Origin of the sequence: Thalassospira marina (assembly GCF_002844375.1) — a bacterium.
GTDB lineage: Bacteria > Pseudomonadota > Alphaproteobacteria > Rhodospirillales > Thalassospiraceae > Thalassospira > Thalassospira marina.
In genome coordinates, this window is sequence record NZ_CP024199.1 from 1,352,432 (window position 1) to 1,370,603 (window position 18,172).

At 56.0% G+C, this 18,172-nt stretch carries 15 protein-coding genes and 1 pseudogene; 10 read left to right on the forward strand and 6 right to left on the reverse strand.

Features of this window, described 5'->3' with window-relative positions; translation table 11 throughout:
* Window positions 1-117: 117 nt before the first annotated feature.
* On the reverse strand, window positions 118-1,116 hold the full coding sequence (locus tag CSC3H3_RS06115) for an L-threonylcarbamoyladenylate synthase (protein ID WP_172963397.1): 999 nt from the start codon (window positions 1,114-1,116) through the stop codon (window positions 118-120).
* 301 nt (window positions 1,117-1,417) lie between these two features.
* Between CSC3H3_RS06115 and CSC3H3_RS06120 the strand changes: the two genes are divergently transcribed.
* On the forward strand, window positions 1,418-2,578 hold the full coding sequence (locus CSC3H3_RS06120; RefSeq protein WP_245881301.1) for an MFS transporter: 1,161 nt from the start codon (window positions 1,418-1,420) through the stop codon (window positions 2,576-2,578).
* Window positions 2,579-2,919: 341 nt separating this feature from the next.
* Here CSC3H3_RS06120 and CSC3H3_RS06125 read toward each other — a convergent pair whose 3' ends face one another.
* A complete protein-coding gene (locus CSC3H3_RS06125; RefSeq protein WP_101284293.1) occupies window positions 2,920-3,426 on the reverse strand; it encodes a DMT family transporter in 507 nt (168 codons plus the stop codon).
* Between the two features lie 97 nt (window positions 3,427-3,523).
* Between CSC3H3_RS06125 and CSC3H3_RS06130 the strand changes: the two genes are divergently transcribed.
* Window positions 3,524-4,426, forward strand: a complete 903-nt coding sequence (locus CSC3H3_RS06130) for a LysR substrate-binding domain-containing protein (RefSeq protein ID WP_101286120.1) — start codon at window positions 3,524-3,526, stop codon at window positions 4,424-4,426.
* 84 nt (window positions 4,427-4,510) lie between these two features.
* On the opposite strand, the gene cysQ is transcribed toward CSC3H3_RS06130, so the two are convergent.
* The gene (gene cysQ / locus CSC3H3_RS06135; protein WP_101284294.1) at window positions 4,511-5,326 is read right to left on the reverse strand and encodes a 3'(2'),5'-bisphosphate nucleotidase CysQ; all 816 of its coding nucleotides are present in this window, start codon (window positions 5,324-5,326) and stop codon (window positions 4,511-4,513) included.
* Between the two features lie 81 nt (window positions 5,327-5,407).
* Window positions 5,408-6,892: an AmmeMemoRadiSam system protein B gene (gene amrB / locus CSC3H3_RS06140; protein WP_101284295.1), complete on the reverse strand. Its 1,485-nt coding sequence runs from the start codon at window positions 6,890-6,892 to the stop codon at window positions 5,408-5,410.
* 116 nt (window positions 6,893-7,008) lie between these two features.
* On the opposite strand from amrB, the gene amrS reads away from it, so the two are divergent.
* Both amrS and CSC3H3_RS06150 read left to right on the forward strand, forming a co-directional pair.
* Window positions 7,009-8,139 (forward strand): AmmeMemoRadiSam system radical SAM enzyme, encoded by a 1,131-nt coding sequence (gene amrS / locus CSC3H3_RS06145; protein ID WP_245881302.1) that lies wholly within the window; start codon window positions 7,009-7,011, stop codon window positions 8,137-8,139.
* A 101-nt stretch (window positions 8,140-8,240) separates the two neighbouring features.
* Window positions 8,241-8,729, forward strand: coding sequence for a GNAT family N-acetyltransferase (locus CSC3H3_RS06150; protein WP_157831848.1), 489 nt, complete (start codon window positions 8,241-8,243; stop codon window positions 8,727-8,729).
* Between the two features lie 32 nt (window positions 8,730-8,761).
* Here CSC3H3_RS06150 and CSC3H3_RS06155 read toward each other — a convergent pair whose 3' ends face one another.
* Window positions 8,762-10,012 (reverse strand): NnrS family protein, encoded by a 1,251-nt coding sequence (locus CSC3H3_RS06155; protein WP_245881303.1) that lies wholly within the window; start codon window positions 10,010-10,012, stop codon window positions 8,762-8,764.
* A 280-nt stretch (window positions 10,013-10,292) separates the two neighbouring features.
* Here CSC3H3_RS06155 and CSC3H3_RS06160 point away from each other — a divergent pair, with 280 nt between their 5' ends.
* The 6 genes and pseudogenes from CSC3H3_RS06160 to CSC3H3_RS06185 all read left to right on the forward strand — a co-directional run bounded on the left by CSC3H3_RS06160 (window position 10,293) and on the right by CSC3H3_RS06185 (window position 17,031).
* Window positions 10,293-11,762, forward strand: a complete 1,470-nt coding sequence (locus CSC3H3_RS06160) for a leucyl aminopeptidase (RefSeq protein ID WP_101269443.1) — start codon at window positions 10,293-10,295, stop codon at window positions 11,760-11,762.
* Between the two features lie 83 nt (window positions 11,763-11,845).
* On the forward strand, window positions 11,846-12,301 hold the full coding sequence (locus tag CSC3H3_RS06165) for a DNA polymerase III subunit chi (protein WP_101286123.1): 456 nt from the start codon (window positions 11,846-11,848) through the stop codon (window positions 12,299-12,301).
* Between the two features lie 357 nt (window positions 12,302-12,658).
* Entirely contained in the window at window positions 12,659-14,350 is a 1,692-nt protein-coding gene (locus tag CSC3H3_RS06170; protein WP_101284297.1) for a methyl-accepting chemotaxis protein, read from the forward strand.
* Window positions 14,351-14,691: 341 nt separating this feature from the next.
* Window positions 14,692-15,420 (forward strand): annotated as a pseudogene (locus CSC3H3_RS06175) (methionine ABC transporter ATP-binding protein); the annotation flags it as partial.
* An 86-nt stretch (window positions 15,421-15,506) separates the two neighbouring features.
* A complete protein-coding gene (locus CSC3H3_RS06180) occupies window positions 15,507-16,166 on the forward strand; it encodes a methionine ABC transporter permease (protein ID WP_101286124.1) in 660 nt (219 codons plus the stop codon).
* A gap of 64 nt (window positions 16,167-16,230) precedes the next feature.
* A complete protein-coding gene (locus CSC3H3_RS06185) occupies window positions 16,231-17,031 on the forward strand; it encodes a MetQ/NlpA family ABC transporter substrate-binding protein (RefSeq protein WP_101269451.1) in 801 nt (266 codons plus the stop codon).
* Between the two features lie 94 nt (window positions 17,032-17,125).
* On the opposite strand, the gene CSC3H3_RS06190 is transcribed toward CSC3H3_RS06185, so the two are convergent.
* Window positions 17,126-18,130, reverse strand: coding sequence for a carbon-nitrogen hydrolase family protein (locus CSC3H3_RS06190; RefSeq protein ID WP_101284299.1), 1,005 nt, complete (start codon window positions 18,128-18,130; stop codon window positions 17,126-17,128).
* Window positions 18,131-18,172: the final 42 nt, after the last annotated feature.

Genomic DNA, 18,172 nt, shown 5'->3' on the forward strand with positions numbered 1-18,172 from the left:
GATCATGCCCGTCCACAGGATTAAATCGGTTTGGCAGGCGTAATGCATACAGGGCCAGATGGCCTGGCATGGTGTTAATGATCCGGATGATCCCAATGATCCCAATGATCCCAATGATCAATCCGCATCTGTTGCAGGCATACGTGGTGCCGCCGCCCGTTTCATGCGGTCATTGATCGCAATGCCCAGCCCCTGATGGGGGATGGGGGCAACGGCAATGCCCTTTACCCGGCTTTGATCCGCCTGATGCAGCAGGGCAAACAGGTTGGCGGCTGCTTCGCGGTCATCCCCGGTTTTGGACAGCCATAACACTTTGGCAAAGCCCCGCGTGGCACATTCCGGGCCAAAGGCCAGCAATACTTCATCGCCAATATTTGCATCTGGCTCGGTCGCATCCAGGCGCACCGGCAGACCGGGCGCATAATGGCTGGTCATCATGCCCGGTGATTTGGGTGCGGTATCATCGGCGCTCGCCATAACGATGTCGCAATCCAGAACGGCCTTGATCTGCTCGGCCGTGATGCCACCGGGGCGCAGCATAACAACACGGTCGGTCGTCAGGTCGATCACGGTGCTTTCCAGGCCAACGCCGCACGGGCCACCATCCAGGATCATGGAAACCGCATTGCCCAGCGATGCGGCAACATGGCCCGCCATTGTCGGGCTGATCCGCCCGGACCGGTTGGCCGATGGGGCGGCAATGGGCCGGTCGGCCGCGCGCAACAGGGCACGGGCCATATCATGGGCCGGTACGCGCACGGCAATGCTGGGCAGGCCAGCGGTGGTCAGTTCGCAAATGTCGCTGTCATCGCGTTTGGGCAATACCAGCGACAGGGCACCGGGCCAGAAGGCAGCAGCAAGTTTATCGGCCCGATCATCAAATACCGCGTGGCGCGCGGCGGCGTCACGATCGGGGAAATGGCTGATCAGCGGGTTAAAGGACGGGCGCTGCTTGGCGGCAAAAATACCGGCAACGGCATCCTTGTTGGTGGCATCCGCGCCCAGCCCGTAAACCGTTTCGGTTGGGAAAGCCACCAGCTCCCCCGCGCGCAATTTGCCGGCTGCCTGCGCCAGGGCACCTTCGGAATAGGGACGTATGGTCAGGGCGGGGGACATGGCACCACCATTGATGAAATTGAAATCTGCTGAAATACCTAGCGATGATGGCCCGGAATGACAAGCTGGAACCGACTTTATCGCTGTTTGAATTGATCGATTGATCCGCACGTTTTAGGATATTTGCCACAGGAAGAACCATGGGATGCGATCATGGTTCGCGCGTGGTGCGTGTTAAGGCCTGTATGTTTTGCATTTCCGGCCTGTTGCAAACACCCGCTCGGGCCCCTGCGCGATGAAAGCCATCGCAAGGAGGGCCGCTTTGCCTTTGCGGATGAATAAATTTTTCCGGTTTCCGGCTTTGCCCACACGCATTGCGGTGCCCCTGGCGCTGGTTAATCTGGCGTCATTTGTCTCGCAAATCATTCAGATCGGCGTGATTGATACATTATTGCCGCTTGCCCTGACCAATGCCGGGCTGGGCGAACAGCATGGCGGCATAATGTTATCGCTTTACTGGCTGGCTGATTTGATTGGTGGTTTTTTTGTTGCGGCAATTTTGCGCAAAACCCATCCCGTCATTCCCCTTGTTATCAGCGGATTGTCGTTCTTCATCCTGATCGTGGTGGTGATGTATGCGCCGCAATCATCCTTTGTTTTACCCGCAACATTGTTTGCCGGGCTGGGGCTGATTTTGCGCTGGGTGGTGTGTGATGGCCTGATCGTGCAACTGGCCCCGATTGATAAAATGGGGCGGGTTGTCGGCTTTCATGAAACGCTGATGGGGCTTGGCATTGTTTTGGGGCCAATCCTGATTGGCTGGCTGGGCGATGATGCGCTGGTGTTATCGGGTATTGCTCTGCTGGCGGCGATTGTGCCGGTTCTGTGCGGTTTTGCCCTGCCACCTATTGAAATGGCATCAACACAAAAAGGCGCCGGTGCTGCCCTGCAACGCTGGATCAGCCATTGGGATCTGGTCCTGATTGCTTTTGCCGCGGGTTTTATCGAAATCTGCTTTTTATCGGTTTTACCCCTGCAGGCACAGCGCGATACCGGCCTTGCCGATGGCGGCCTGTGGCTTGCTGCGGTGTTTGTTTTTGGTGGCACGGTTTGCCAGCCCTTTATTGGTTATATGTCCGATAAAAGCGGGCCGGTGAAACTGGCCTGGATGTGTTTTGCCCTGTTGCTGGTTGGTGCCATGCCGCTTGCGCTGGCCGGTTATGGTGCGTTTGCTGCCATCGTGCAGTTCGCTTTGGGTGTTGCGGTGGCGGGGCTTTATACTGCTGCCGTGCTGATTGCGGCCAGTGGCCGGGGCAAAGGCGGCTATCAGGTGGGCGTGCTGGTGCTGGTGTCGCAAAGCTATACGCTGGGTGCCATTGTTGGCCCGTCTGCGGGAACCGCCCTTTTGGTGATGATTGGCAATTGGGCGTTGCCGATACTGGTTTTGGCTGCTGCGGGGATTTCGGTGGGGCTGCTTTGCATGCGATATTTGGCTCAACGGGCACAACGGGCAAAAATTTGACCCGGACACCGCAGAGCCGCCAATAAATGGCGGCTCTATTTACGCTCTAGTTCGGTATCGCTCCGCGGTAGTGACCCGAACCGCGTCGCCGTGATTCCGGCGGCTATTTACGTCACCTACAACAATGTGTGGCGATGAATATATGCTGCGACAAATTTGCCAAAAAGTCAAGTTTTCTGCGGGTTCTGGGTGGTGCCTGGCATGCGCGTGCCATGGTGCATTGCCAACATGCCAGGCATATGATTGTGAAATGAAATTCCGGCATTTTGCGGCGGCGCAGCACGGCGCTGTTACAAGGCACCATAAATTTTGCTCAACCCGCGTGATATTTTTGCAGCAATTTAGTGTGTTGTTGCCGGGTTTGGCTGCGCAAGGGGGTTACGCGGTGGTTTGCTGGCGATTTGCGTAATCATTAACCCGGCAAGGATCAGGGCAACACCCGATATACGCAGCAGGGTAACGGGTTTTACCGGCAGGCCCACCAGCCCGAAATGGTCAATCAGCAGCGATGCCATCATTTGCCCGGCAATTACGGCAACAATGAAATTGGTTGCCCCCAGTTTCGGGGCCAGCAGCAGGGCGGCGGTAATGTAAATAACGCCCGCCGCACCACCCAGCCATATCCACCACGGGCCTTTTAACGTGGCGGAAAATGTCGGGGCAGAAACCTTGAAACCCGCCATCACCGGAATAATGATGGCACTGCTGATGATCAGCGACACCAGCGTTGCCCACAGGGGATGGCCCAACATACGGCCCAGCGTGGCATTTGCCCCGGCCTGAAAGGGCACAACCGCCCCGGCCAGAAGGGCAAAACCCAGCAAAAGAAGCGATGACATATTTTGCATGATTGAAACTCCCGAAGGTGAAATGCCTGTGCGGGTGGTTATCGATCATTCAAATTGTGAATGGAAATTCGTAATTGGAACATTCAATATATGTTCCATGAATAATCTTGTGGCAATTGATCTTAACCTTCTGGTGGTGCTTGATGCGCTGTTGGCGGAACAGCATGTTTCGCGCGCGGCTTTGCGCCTGAATAAAAGCCAACCCGCTGTTAGCCACGCGCTGGGGCGGTTACGCCTGCTGCTCGATGACCCGTTGCTGGTGCGCCGGGGTGGAAAGCTGTTAGCCACCCCCTTTGCCCGAAGCCTGGCACCGGAGCTGGCGGCGGTGTTGACGCAGCTTCAGGCATTACTGACCCTGCCGGGGTTTGACCCGGCAACGGCACAGCGGACATTTCGCCTTGCCATGTCCGATTACGGGGCGGCCCTTTTGCTGCCGCGCCTGACAAAATTGCTGCGTACAGAAGCACCCCTTTGTGATCTGGTTGTCAGCCAGGCCGGGCGCGAGATGATGCAATCGCAGGTGATTGAAGGCGATATTGACCTGGCATTGGGTGTGTTTCCCGACGGTCGGGCGGATGTGCAGGCACAGGTGCTGTTTTCCGAAGATTTTATTTCGGTAGCAGACAGGGCCAGCTTTGCAGGGGCAACGACCTGTAGTTTGGCCGATTATCTGGCGCGACCGCATATTCTGGTGGCGCTAAATGCCGAAAGCACCAGCGAGATTGAAACGGCCCTTGGCCACCTTGGCGCGTTTCGGCGCAATGCGGTGATTGTGCCGCACTGGCATATGGCGGTGGATCTGGTGCGCGGGACGGATTTGATCTTAACCGTGGCGCGGCGCATTGTGCCGGTCGGGGATCAAACAGGCGGGCTTTTTGTGTTTAAGCCGCCCGTCGATATCCCCAGCTTTGCCTTTCGCCAGATTTGGCATCAAAGACGCGATAATGACCCGGCACATATATGGTTGCGCCAAACGGTCGCCCGGTTGCTGTCGGATTGATGTTTTGCAGCTGAACAGCAAAGGGGCTTGTCCGGCAGGGCGGGTTACAGTTACGCCCTGCCGGATGAAAGCGAAATTTGGCGTTTAGCCCTGATATGTCACCGGCACAGACGGGCTGCGCGCGATGAAAAACGGGTTGGCGAAATCACCCTTGCCATAGGCAAACTGGCTACCATCCAGGTTTTCAACCACACCACCGGCCGCGGCCAGCACGGCGTGACCCGCCCCAATATCCCATTCCATGGTGCGGCCAAGGCGCGGATAAAGGTCCGCCTCGCCCTGCGCAACGAGGCAAAGCTTAAGCGAGCTTCCTGCCGGGCGCATTTCCTGTACTTTCAGGTCGCCCAGAAATGCCTTCATTGCCTCCGGGTCGCCGTGCGACCGCGAACCGACAACAACAACACCCGCATCGGGCATCTCGCGCACGGAAATAGTTGTGGTGACAGGATCGCTGTCATTTTCAATCAGCTTGGCGCCATCCGGCCCGCCGAAATAAAGCTTTTCAATTGCCGGGGCATAAACCACGCCCATCACGGGTACGCCCTTGGCGATCAGCGCGATATTGACGGTGAATTCACCATTGCGTTTGATAAATTCCTTGGTGCCATCGAGCGGGTCAACCAGCCAGAAAAAATCTGTCCCGGCGGAAACATCGGGCACATTGCCTGCCGCAACGCTTTCTTCCGATACGATTTTGACATCGGGTGTCAGGGCGTGAAGGCCGGGCAGGATAATGGCTTCTGCGGCTTCGTCGGCTTCGGTTACCGGCGATGCATCATCCTTGGAGCGGATTTCAAATTCGGTTTTATAGATTTCCATGATCGCGGCACCGGCTTTGCGGGCAATTTCGATCAGGCCGTTTTCAAGGGCTTGGGCATCAGCGGGCAGGCCGTTGGTCATGGGAAATCCTTTATTTCAAAATGCATTTACGCTGCTGTGTTGGACGATGACCTAGGCAATTTTCAGGCAAAGGTCCAGCCCCTATTCCAGCCCGGATTGTGCCCACAGGCTTTCACCGGGGAAAATATCGTGGCTTTCAATGCCGCGGGTCACAAAACGCTGCGCCTGCAGGGTTTCCGACCAGTAATCCATCGAAAAGCCCGCCTTGCGTTTTAAATGGCGCAAAAAGTCGCGCGGGTCGGGCAGTTGGTCCCACACTTGCGGTAAAAACAGGCCACGGCGGGCGCCGTCGCTCAGGATAACGCCATCCTCAAACGGGGTTAACCGCGCAATCAAATCCGCCTCATCTTTAAACGGAAAAGGCTTGGGTGCAGACAGCACGGAAATCGACATGGCAAGATCGCCAGTTAGCTCCGCTGCGCTGATTTTGGCAAAACGCGGATCGGCAAAGGCCGCCTTGAAAGCGTTTTCACAAATATCCTGCCCCAGGGGCCGGTGCGCAATGATGGAGCCAATGCAGCCGCGTAAAGTGCCCTGTTGTTTAAGCGTAACAAAACACGCCCCAGCTTCACGCAGGGCAGGCGGCAGCGTGGTCATATCCGGTGCCAGCGGCGCCCCATTCGCAAGACCATGCTGGATGGCAGCACTGGCAAGGCGCAGCATGTCGCGCCCATGCTGTTTGATAATGGCCTCCGTCCCCTGTGCAAATTCTGTTTCGGCGGTATCGTCCTGGCTGGCTTTTGGCACAGCGCCAGCTTTGCCGTCAAAAAACGCCCAGGCACCATAACCCACCACGCGGGATGTATCGCCGCTGGCAGTGCTGGAATTTTGCATTGAAAGCGTTTTCACTTTCATCGCCCGTTTGCGGGCTACGCGCAACAAGCCGACAATCGGCAGGCAGCCACAGGCATCGTCAAATCCCAGTTCTTCGGCGGTGAAATTCTCAATCAACTGCCGTGTGCGGTCATCCATTTTGCGGGCGGTGGCATCATCATGGAAATGCGAAAGATCCGATGAAATGACAATCAGGGTTTCCGGCCCGGCCCATAATTTTTCAACCACTTCTTCTACCTGATGTGCGGCACAGCGGCTGACCAGCAAGGGCACGATGGCAATATCGGGCTGGTTGGCAAAAATATGCTGGATAAAGGGCAGTTCAATTTCCAGCCCGTGTTCCTGCACATGGGCGGCGTTTAACCGCTGCACCTGCGGCAGGGCTAGAAGGGCATTAATCGCCCCTTCATCCACCGGCACATTCCCCAGCGGGGTGGCAAAGGCCGTGGCATCGGCAATGGCAATGCCCTGAAACGCCATGCGATGCGCCGGGCCGATAATGACGATGCGGCGAATGGTATCTGCCGCCGGCAGGATGGTGGCAAAGCCATCGGCCGCAATGGCACCAGAATAAACCAGCCCGGCATGGGGTACGATAATCGCTTTGGGAATGGCGGCATCCGCACCCGGCTGCCCGGCCTGCGCCATCAGGCTGGCAATGGTGCTGCGCAGGGTTTGGGCATCGGCGGGGTAAAAACTTCCGGCGATGGCGGCAGGGCGAATGACAGTCATGACGCATCCTTGTAACCGGGATGACCCGTTTGGGCTGGCGATCCTTTGCAAAAGATAACGCGGCGCGATAGATTTTCAAAGGATGCTGCATTTTCACAACGGGTGGAAATTTCGCCATGACGACAACCATGACAAGCGGGCAGGGAAACAGCGACGTGGTGCCGGGGCGCTACTGGCACCATCTGGATGATGGTCGTATTCAGTGCGATGTTTGCCCGCGTTATTGCAAGCTGGGCGAGGGGCAGCGCGGGCTTTGTTTTGTCCGTGCGCGGCAGAATGACCAGGTGGTGTTAACAACCTGGGGCCGGTCATCGGGGTTTTGTATTGATCCGGTCGAGAAAAAGCCGCTGAACCATTTTTTGCCCGGAAGCCCCGTTTTGTCCTTTGGTACGGCAGGGTGCAATCTGACCTGCAAGTTTTGCCAGAACCACGAAATTTCCAAGGCCCGGCAAATGGATGCGGTAGGCAGCCTGGCGACACCCGATATGATTGTGCAAACCGCACAACAATGGGGATGTTCGGCCGTCGCCTTTACCTATAACGACCCGGTGATTTTTCTGGAATATGCGGTGGATGTGGCCAAGGCCTGCCGCGCGGCGGGCATTAAAACCATCGCGGTGACGGCGGGTTATATTGGCCGCGAAGCACGGGTTGAGTTTTTTCGCCATATGGATGCCGCCAATGTTGATTTAAAAGGCTTTACCGAGGCGTTTTATCATAAGCTGTGTTCGGCCCATCTGGAGGATGTGCTGGAAACGCTGGTTTATTTAAAACGCGAAACCGGCGTTTGGTTTGAGCTGACCAATCTGGTTATTCCCGGTGAAAATGATGGCGATGATGAATTTGATGCCATGACGCGCTGGATCATGGACCATCTTGGCCCCGATGTGCCCCTGCATTTCAGCGCCTTTCACCCCGACTGGAAAATGATGGACACGCCGCGCACCCCTGCCGCCACCCTGGGCCGGGCGCGCGACATCGCCCTTAAAAACGGGCTGCGCTATGTCTATGTCGGTAATGTGCATGACCACGCGGCATCCAGCACCTATTGCCATCACTGCCATACCCGCCTGATTGGCCGGGACTGGTATGAGCTTTCGGACTGGAAGCTGGATGAACAGGGAAATTGCACAGAATGCGGAACCGCCTGTGCCGGTGTGTTTGCTTCGCAGCCGGGGCAATGGGGCCGGAAACGCCAGCCGGTGCGGCTGCAAGCATCGAGGAACGTAGCAGGAAACCAGCGTTAAAGAATGGTGGATCACAAAGAAATGTGGGTGAGGCGCATGGGGGCTGCTATAGCAATTTGTGAGGGCAGGCACCGGGCCGCCCGGTTTGCAGGATGGCACGATTGAACATAAGACCAGCGATAAATAGCGACGTAGATGCCGTTTTTGCCATTCGCCTGAAGGTGCGCGAAAACGCCCTGACACCGGCAGAGCTTGCCGCGCGCGGCATTACCAGGGCCGCCTGGCCGGGCTGGTTTAGGGAAGGCTATGGTATTTGGGTGGCGCAAATGGGCGATGATATTGCCGGTTTCGCCATTGCCGTACCCAAGGAAGCCACCCTGTGGGCGCTGTTTGTGGACCCGGATTTTGAAGGGCGCGGTGTGGGATCGGCCCTTTTGAAAGTGGCGGAAAACTGGCTGTTTGACAAAGGATGCCGGGAAATATCACTGACCACCGATGCCAACCCGAATGTGCGCGCACACGGGTTTTATGAACGTCATGGCTGGATTTTAACCGGCGATGCCAATGACGGGCAGGTGGAATATATCAAAGGCTATATTGATGATGCAGATGGTTTCTGGAGTGACGAGATGCTGGACCGCCCGGTTTGACATCCCGTCATATCCATGACGCTTAATGTGGATCAGGCCTTTTTAAGCGGTGCGCCAGTCAGGACCGGGGCGTAACGCAGTAAAAACAGCACCCAGCCACCAACCCAGCACAGGGTGGCCGCGGCCAGAAGCATAATATAGCTGCCGCCAAAAACCGGGGCGAGCAGGCGCAATGCCGTTGCCAGCCAGATAAGGGCAAAGGCGGCAGTAAAGATTTTACCCGCAACCAAAGCGCGCCCGGTATGGCCCAGTGCGGCCCGCCCGCCAATCGCCATGATCATGCAGGCCATTGCCCCGGCCCCCCCGGCATGAAGGGCATCATTTACCGCATAAAGGTCGGGTCGGAGCATGGCAAAACCCACCAGAAGCAGGCTGGTCGGCAGCCAGAAATAGGCGGCATGCAGCATGATCACCAGCGGATCGGCGAAGGTGTGAATGCCACGCCAGCGCGACAGGCGGGCGAAATGCAAAAACCCGCTTGCCATTAGCATAACACCAGCACCCTGATGCCAGGGGGTGAATACCAGCGCGATGGAAGCCACAAGCGCCCCCATGCACAGGGCATCAAAACGGTTAAAGGAAACAGGTTCGGCAATGGCGGGCAGTTTGCCATTGCGCATCAGCCAGTTGCGGGTAAAGCCGGGAATAATGCGCCCGCCAATAAGGGCGATCAGCAGCAGGAAAATGAAAATACCAGCGCGCGGGAAAATTTCGGCATCAAGCGGAATGGTATCTGTCGCGGCCAGCACAAAAACCGCATCAATCACGGCAAGAAGGCCAATAATGGCAAGGATTTTAAGGTTACGGCGGTTGTTGCCTGCAATCAGCTCGCGCGCGGCCAACCCCAGCAGGGCAAGGTAATAGGAAAGCTCGATCACCAGTAAAAGGGCGGTGCTGGTTTGGGCCGCAAAAATCATTGCGACCCGGCCTGCCAGCCACAGGGTGGTGAGGGCGATGATGGGCGCGCCTTTAAGGGCTGGTCGGCCTGTCCAGTTGGCAATCGCGGTAAGCAGGAACCCACCCAGGGCGGCCCCGCCAAAAGCAAAAATCATTTCATGGGCATGCCAAAGCGATGTGGTGCCCAGTTGCGGTGCCCAAAGCCCGTGGATCATGGCGCTCAGCCACCAGACAACCCCGATAATCGCCTGCAAACCGGCAAACAGAAAAAGCGGGCGAAAAGCACCGCGCCAGAACGGCAGGGGTTGGGACAGGGAAGAAGCTGCATCGGCCGGTTCGGTCGGCAGAATGGGGATCGGGCGCGAAACCATGATGTCACCTTGCATTACCCGGATGTTTCCGGGGGATTTTCAAGCAATTTTTGGATGTGTGAGGGCCATGGTGCACCGATGAAAAATTGCTGCCTTGATATTTCGCAATTTTTGCCTGGCGGGCCTGCATGGCTGGAATGATTTTTTTGTTTCTTTGCCGGATAACCCTTTATTTCGGCTGGTATCAGGTTAAATTGGGAAGATTGGGTTTTGACCCAGATAGGATATGTCCGCAAACGGGTGGCGGGCCGAGACCAATTCACAGACCCAGAAATTTTCAGGAGTCCTTTCCGATATGAAGATCACTTTTTCCGATCTCGCAGTTCCGGCTTCCGGCGCGGTTGTGGCCTTTGCCACCGAGGGCGGCGATCTGATGCCAAGTGCCGTTGCGCTTGATGAGGCAACTGGCGGTGCCATTGCCCGCGCGATCAAGGCATCCACCTTCAAGGGGAAGGCTGGCCAAAGCCTGCAGATCCTTTCACCCGCAAATGTCGAACTGTCGCGCATTGTTATTTTCGGTATCGGTAGCGAAGCCGAATTTGACGTGGTTGCCGCCCAGAAACTTGGTGGGCAGGTAACGGTTGCCGCACAGGGCACGGGCGAAAAGGAAGTTACCGTCCTGTTTGATATGGACGAACTTGCCAGCGATTTTGCCACGGGTGCCGCCCTGCGCGATTACCGGTTCGATAAATACCGCACCACCGAAACCAAGGATGACAAGCCTGCGCTTAAATCCGTTGCGGTGGCGACCAAAGAACCGAAAGAAGCCAAAAAGCAGTTTGAAAACGCCAAAAAAGTTATCGATGGCGTGTTCTTTACCCGCGATCTGGTTTCCGAACCGTCCAACATTCTTTATCCGGCAAGCTTCGTTGACGAAGTCAAGGCGCTGGAAAAGCTTGGCGTCGAGATTGATGTTCTTGACGAAAAGGAAATGAAAAAGCTGGGTATGGGCGCACTGCTGGGTGTTGCACAGGGTTCGGCACAGAAGCCCTATCTGGTGGTGATGCGCTGGAATGGCGGCAAGAAAAAAGAAGCTCCGATTGCCTTTGTTGGCAAGGGTGTGACCTTTGATACCGGCGGGATTTCGCTGAAACCTGCTGCCGGTATGGAAGACATGAAGTTTGACATGGGCGGTGCCGGTGTTGTTTCAGGCCTGATGAAGGCCCTTGCTGGCCGTAATGCCAAATCAAACGTCATTGGCGTGATTGGCCTGGTTGAAAACATGCCGTCCAGCACCGCGCAGCGCCCGGGCGATGTGGTAACTTCCATGTCGGGGCAGACGGTTGAGGTGATCAACACCGATGCCGAAGGCCGCCTGGTTCTGTGTGATGCGCTGACCTATGTGCAGGAAAAATACGATCCCAGCCTGATCGTGGACCTGGCAACCCTGACCGGGGCGATCATTATTGCGCTGGGCCATGAACATGCCGGCCTGTTTTCCAATAATGATACGCTTTCTGCCCAGATCACCAATGCTGGCCTGGCCGTTAATGAACCTGTCTGGCGCATGCCCCTGGGCAAGGCCTATGACGACCAGCTGAAATCCGACATTGCGGATATGAAAAACGTTGGTGGCCGTCCGGCAGGTTCGATCACGGCGGCACAGTTCCTGAAACGCTTTATCACCAAGGACCGCCCGTGGGCGCATCTGGATATTGCGGCAATGGCCTGGGCCACCAAGGACAGCGAAGTGACGCCGAAAGGCGCGACCGGCTATGGCGTTCGCCTGCTGGACCGTTTTGTGGCCGATAACCACGAAGCCTGATTTTGATGGGATGAACCGGGGCATGGGCAACCTTGCCCCGGTTTTCCTTTGCCCGATTGCCCAAGCCCAATTATGATCCCGTCATGAGCGATATTTGGTTTTACCACCTGACCAACACCCCGCTGGAGCGGGCATTGCCGACCCTGTTGTTTAAAACAATGGAGCGGGAAAAGCGTGCTGTGGTCATGACCAGTAACGATGCCAGGCTTGAGGCATTAAATACCCTGCTTTGGACCTATGAGGCAGCAAGCTGGTTGCCGCATGGCAGTGCCGAAGATGGCGACCCGGAATTACAGCCCGTCTGGCTGACGGTGGGGGATGAAAACCCCAACGGGGCGCAGTTTCTGTTCCTGACCGACCGGGCCGATAGCGAAAAGCTGGCAGATTATGAACGTGTGATCATGCTGTTTGATGACCGCGATTACGATGCCGTGGCCGAAGCCCGCACCCGCTGGAAAACCTGGAAAGATGCCGGGCACAAGCTTTCTTACTGGCAGCAAACCCCAAGCGGTTCGTGGGAAAAGAAAGCGGAAAGCTGAGAACGGCGTTCTGCGCCTCGCATGTTATGTGCTGAGCATTTAACGATACATATCTGCCGCTGGCTGAAGGCTGCGGCCAGATAGCCTTCCGGGGGCATAACCCCCGCAATATCCCCGACATTGGTGATTTTTATCCCGCGCCGGTCTTGCCGGTTCTGGCGGCGGTAAAATTGTATGGGTCTTATCTTCTTCGCTGTCTGGAAGTGGGGGGATGCTATCCCCAAGTGTAGAAAGTGGTTTCTTTGCTGCGCGGTAAAAACCGTGCTCTTGGGAATGCGCAAAATCAAAGCAAGGTACAACCGGCGCATCTAAAAGCGGATGCAGAAAAGCCGGGATAACATCGTGAGGAAAGTCGGAATGCTTAGTCTGAGTTCGGTAAAAATCAGCAGGCGATTGCTGTTTATTGTCGGGGGCGCCGTATTGGCGGCCATATTGGTGGGGGCCTTTGGCCTGTCTGCAATGCGAAGCCAGATGATGGCGGATCGCAAGGATAAAACCCGTGCGCTGGTCAATGCGACGGTGTCGCTGATTGATCACTATTATCAGCAGGCAACATCGGGGGCGATGACCGAGGAGCAGGCAAAAGAAGCCGCAAGCAAGGCTGTCGGGGCGTTGCGCTATGATGAAACCAACTATTTTTTCGTCTTTGACCAGCAACCGGTTGTGCTGATTCACACCGTAAAGCCAGAACTGGTTGGCAAGAATTTGTCGCAATCGGTTGATGGCGCGGGGAAGCGTCACTATCAGGCATTTGTCGATATGGTGAAGCAGAATGGCGCGGGATTTGTTGATTACACCTACATCACGCCCGATAAATCGCGCACGCGTCCAAAGCTTTCCTATGTCAAGATGTTCAAGCCCTGGGGCTGGATTGTGGCAACCGGCATTTACGTGGATGACGTCGAAGCGATTTTCGAGAAAAACCTGCTGACGATGATTGCGGTGGTCGTGGTGATTGCCGGTGGCGTTGTCTTTATTTCGCTGATGATCGGGCGGGGCATTACCCGGCCATTGCAAAACATTTCGGATAATATGTTGCGTCTGGCCGAAGGCGACCATTCCATCGAGGTGGAATATACCCATCATCGCAGCGAAATTGGTGATCTGGCGCGGTCGATGGATATTTTCAAATCCAAGACCATTGAAATGGAAAATCTGCGCCGCCAGCGTGAAGAACAGGAAAAACGCGCCGAACAGGAAAAACACGCTGCCCTGCTGGCAATGGCCGAAAGTTTCGAAGCAAATGTTGGCCATGTCGTTGAATATGTGACCAAGGCCGCAGGCAAAATGCAAACGTCTGCCCGTTCGATGAATGTTACGGCCCGAACGGCAGGTGAAAAATCGACAATTGTGTCCTCGGCCTCGCAGGAAATGTCGACCAATATTGATACAGTTGCAGCCGCGGCAGAGGAACTTTCGGCATCAATCGGGGAAATCAGCACGCAGGTATCGCAATCCTCACAGGTGGCGAACGGGGCTGTTACCAAATCCGAAGATACCTATAAAAAGATCGAACTGCTGGCCGATGCGGCAAACCAGATTGGCGAGGTGATTTCGCTGATTTCCGACATTGCCGCGCAAACCAACCTTTTGGCCCTGAATGCAACAATTGAAGCCGCGCGTGCCGGGGATGCCGGCAAGGGTTTTGCGGTTGTCGCAAACGAGGTCAAAACACTTGCCAGCCAGACGGCAAAGGCCACCGAAGATATCCGAACGCAGGTAAGCGGCATTCAAACGGCAACAGATACCGCCGTCACCGCCATTGGCGAGATTGCCGAAACCATCCGCCAGCTTGATGGATCAACGGGGGCAATTGCCGCCGCTGTTGAGGAACAGGGTGCTGCCACCCAGGAAATCGCCCGCAATGTGGAAGAAGCCGCCCACGGCGCGCGTGATGTGACCCAGAATATCGGTGACGTTTCCACATCGGTTGGTCAAACCCAAACCGTGGCAGGCGAGGTGCAGACCTTGTCTGACGAGCTTGGCCATCAGGCGACGGAACTGAAATCTGCCGTTTCGGCATTTCTGGCCGAAATCCGCCATAAATAACGGCGGGCGATACCATCGCTGGAACCAGATGAAATACAGGCCGGGTCCCCTCGCGCCTGTATTTCTTTTTGGGTCAAAGGCTTGTTGGTTTCGCCATTTTAAACAAAAAATCAATGTAGTTAATTTCGGACTCATACAAGGCATGCGTGAAATGCATAAAAAGGGGCGTTGAATTACATATGCAGACATGTTTATATGATCGCCATCCAACGCGCCGATTTGCTCCTCAGCTTGCGGGCGCGATAAAAATGCGGCTAAAGCGAGAGGGCGTACACGCTCCGAATGTACGACCGCCTCGGTAATGCCGCGGCGGTTTTTTTATGTTCGGAAAGGTTGGGACCATGATCAGGCTCTCGAACGTCCATAAGACTTATCCTGCCCGTCGGGGCAGCCCGGAACATGTGGCATTGCGCGGTATCGACCTTGATATTGCAGCAGGCGAGATTGTGGGCGTTATCGGCCGTTCAGGCGCAGGGAAGTCAACCCTTATCCGCTGTATCAATTTGCTGGAACGCCCGACATCGGGCAGCGTCACAGTGGATGGTACGGATGTGACCACCCTGTCCAAGCGCGATTTGCCGTTGTTTCGCCGCCAGCTTGGCATGGTGTTTCAGCACTTCAATCTGCTGTCTTCACGCACGGTTTACGACAATATCGCACTGCCGCTTGAACTGGCCGGTGCAAGCAAGGCCGACATTGCCGCAGCCATTGACCCGCTATTGCCGCTGGTTGGCCTGGAAGACAAACGCAACCGTTATCCTGCCGAACTTTCGGGTGGGCAGAAACAGCGTGTGGGCATTGCCCGTGCCCTTTCCAGCAACCCCAAGGTTGTTTTGTGTGACGAGGTCACATCGGCACTGGACCCGGAAACCACCCGGCAGATCCTGGCACTTCTGCGCGATATCAACAAACGCCTGGGTCTGACCATGGTGGTGATTACCCACGAAATGGCCGTGGTCAAACAGCTATGTGACCGGGTTGCGGTGATGGATGGCGGCGTGATTGTCGAACAGGGCGCGGTTGATGGCATTTTTGCCAACCCGCAACACCCAACGACCCAATCGCTGCTGGCAGATGAATTTCTTGATTATCCGGTACGCCCGGCGGCACAGGCCGACGCGCGCGAAACCACCAACGGGCAGGAGGCTTGATCACCATGTTTTCAACACTTGCACCCATCCTGCTTCAGGCAACGCTTGAAACCTTTTCCATGGTGCTTTCGGCATTGTTGCTGGGCACACTGTTTGGCATGCCCATTGGTGTGCTGCTGGCAACGTCCGGGCGTGGCGAGCTGTTTGAAGCCCCGATTTTCCATAAAATCATGGGGCCGATTGTGAACGCCACCCGTTCCGTACCCTTCATCATTCTGGCGGTGGCGATTATTCCGTTTACCCGTCTGGTCGCCGGTACGTCCATTGGTACGGCGGCGGCGATTGTGCCGCTAACGGTGGCGGCGATCCCGTTTATTGCGCGCATCATCGAAGGCGCCATTCGCGAGGTTGATGGCGGCCTTGTCGAAGCCGCACAGGCCATGGGCGCACGCCCGTTTCAGGTGGTGACCAAGGTGCTGCTGCCCGAAGCACTGCCCGGCATCATTCATGGCCTGACGCTCACAGCGGTAACCCTGATTGGTTATTCCGCGATGGTGGGGGCAGTCGGGGCCGGTGGGCTTGGCGATCTTGGCATTCGTTATGGCTATCAGCGTTTTCGCCCCGATGTGATGGCAGCCGTTGTCGTCACCCTGATTGTGGTGGTGCAACTGGTGCAAAGCCTGGGTGACTGGCTGGCGCGCAAGGCCGACAAACGCAATATCTGATCGCTTTTTTCGTTTTATCTTTTTGAATTCCCGCAAAACACCACAGTAAACAAGGAGTTTTACCATGCGGTTTCTGCTTAAACTGACGGCTGCTGCCGTTCTGACCGCTGCCCTGACCGGGCAGGCACTGGCGAATGAAAAAATCAAAGTTGGCGTCACCCCGGGTGCGCACGAAGAAGTCATGGAACAGGTCGCCAAGGTTGCGGCCAAAAAGGGCCTTGATATCGAAATCATCAGCTTTTCGGATTACGTGATTCCGAACCAGGCGCTTGATGATGGCGACCTTCAGGCCAACAGCTTCCAGCACAAACCCTATCTGGATAACCAGATCAAGGATCGCGGTTATCATCTTTCGGTGGTTGGTTATAACATCCTGACCCCGATGGGCATTTATTCCGACAAGATCAAGGATCTGAGCGAACTGAAAGACGGCGCGGAAGTTGGTATTCCCAACGACCCGACCAATGGTGGTCGCGCGCTTCTGGTGCTGCAGTCCCAGGGTCTGATCAAGGTTGATCCGGCAGCCGGTCTTTCGGTCAGCCCGCTTGACGTGATTGAAAACCCGAAACACATCAAATTTGTCGAACTTGATGCCGCACAGCTTCCGCGTTCGCTGACCGATCTGGATGCATCGGCGATTAACACCAACTACGCGCTGGAAGCCGGCCTGAACCCGATTAAGGATTCAATCGCGATTGAAGGCAATAACAGCCCGTATGCCAACGTGATTGTTACCCGCACCCAGGACAAAGACGCACCGTGGGTCAAGACGCTTGTTGAATCCTATCACGATGAATCGATCCGTAAATTCATCGAAACCAAGTATCAGGGTTCGGTCCTGCCGGTATTCAAACTTCCTGAATAATCCGCACGACCCGCCTTCATGACAAAAAATCCCGCAGGGTTTGCACCTTGCGGGATTTTTTATTGTGCGGCGGTTTTAACCAGCTTTAACCGGTTCAGGCGTCGGCACAGTCCGTATTTTCCGGTGCGACGGGTTCCACCACAGATAGCGGCGATTGCGATGGAAATGCCGTTTCATTAACGCGCAGCGAAAACACATCGGGCCGTGCATAATGGCCGGCAACATCCAGATCATAGCGGCCACGAATGCACTGGTCGGTATCGATATCGGCCCAGATAACGGCTTCGCGGTCATAAACCGGTTCGGTCAGGCGGGTGCCCATCGGGTCGATGATCACGGAACCACCCCGGATCAGGGCGGTTTGCGGATCGTTGCCCTGGATGCAGTCGTAATCTTCGGGGGCGTCAGCCCGGGTCATATATTGGCAGGCGCTAAGTACAAAGGTGCGGCCTTCATAGGCGATATGACGCATGGATGTTTGCCAGATTTCCCGTTCATCAACAGTGGGCGCACACCAGATATTGATGCCCTTGTTATAATAGGTCTGGCGCAATGGCGGCAGGTAGTTTTCCCAGCAAATGGCAGCGCCGATATTGCCAATGTCGGTTTTGAAAACCGGCAGGGTGGACCCATCGCCCTGACCCCATACCAGCCTTTCGCTGGCGGTGGGCATCAATTTGCGGCGTTTGCCCAAAAGGCTGCCATCCGGGCCGAAAAACAGAACCGCGCAGTAAAGTGAGCCTTTGTCGCGTTCAATAACACCGGTGACAAGATGGGCCTTCATTTTGGCGGCAAAGCTGCCAATCGTGCGGCATTCCAGGCCGGGAATTTCGATGGCGGATTTCCAGTAACGCAAATAATCGTCACGGCCCGCTTCGCTTCGCGTGCCAACACGCGCGCCAAAATCCAGGCCTTTGGGGTATCCGCCCACATAGGCTTCGGGGAAAACGGCCAGTTCGACACTGTTTTGCCGGGCTTCCTCGCACAGGGCCGACATGCGTTCCAGCGTGCGTGGCGTATCGAAAAGCGATGTCCCGGCCTGAATGACGGCAACACGATGTTGCGATGAAGAATGGGTTTTTGAAGACGGTTGCGACATGGAAAACCTGCTGGTTGCGGGACGGGGTTTGTGGATGCCGGT